This is a genomic window from Falsiroseomonas oryziterrae (assembly GCF_021864505.1).
Lineage (GTDB): Bacteria > Pseudomonadota > Alphaproteobacteria > Acetobacterales > Acetobacteraceae > Falsiroseomonas > Falsiroseomonas oryziterrae.
In genome coordinates this window covers 1-742 of sequence record NZ_JAKJIB010000666.1, presented here as the reverse complement: position 1 = coordinate 742, position 742 = coordinate 1, and the positions used below count along the sequence as shown (strand labels likewise).

Sequence of the window (742 nt, the reverse complement as noted above, 5' to 3'; positions counted from 1 at the left end):
CCGCGCCAGCGCCGGGCGTTCGGGCGGCCGCAGCTCCACGCGGGGCGGCGGCTCCGCACGGGGCAACATGCATTGACCCTGCTCTGACGGGCGCGGGCGACCCTTTCGCGGGTCGCCCCGCCCCCTCGCCAAGCCCGGCCGCACGGGCGACAATGCGCCGATGCAGCAGGCTCTCGTGCTCGGCGCCGGGATCATGGGGCTCTCCGCCGCCTGGGCGCTGTCGCGCGCCGGCGTGGCGGTCCGCATCGTCGAACAGGACGAGGTGCCCAACCCGCGCGGCTCCTCGGTGGACGACCACCGCCTGATCCGCCACGCCTACGGCGCGCAGCCCGGCTACATGCGCATGGTGGACGCCGCGCATGCCGCCTGGGAGCTGATGTTCCACGACGCCGGCGAGCACCCCTACGTCCCCTGCGGCACCCTCGCTTTGGCCGAAGCCCCGGGCGGCTGGCTCGCCGACAGCCGCGCCGCGCTCGCCGCCGACGGGCGCACGGCGCAGGCGATGACGGCGGCGCAGGTGGCCGCCGAGCATCCCTTCCTGCTGCCCGACGGCATCGTGGATGCGATCCGCCTGCCGACCGGCGGCGTGCTGCTGGCCCGGCGGATCGTCGCCATGCTCGCGCGTCACCTGGCGTCCCGCGGCGTCGCCATCGAGCGTGCCCGCGCCGTGGCGGTGGATGCGGAGCGTGCGACGATCGCGCTGGCCGACGGCACCACGCGCGGCGCAGACATCCTGGTCGTC

At 76.3% G+C, this 742-nt stretch carries 1 protein-coding gene; it reads left to right on the top strand.

The features are described 5' to 3' along the window. Positions 1 to 160 precede the first annotated feature (160 nt). On the top strand, positions 161 to 742 hold a 582-nt coding region (locus L2I40_RS23975), incomplete at its 3' end, for an NAD(P)/FAD-dependent oxidoreductase (protein ID WP_237217845.1).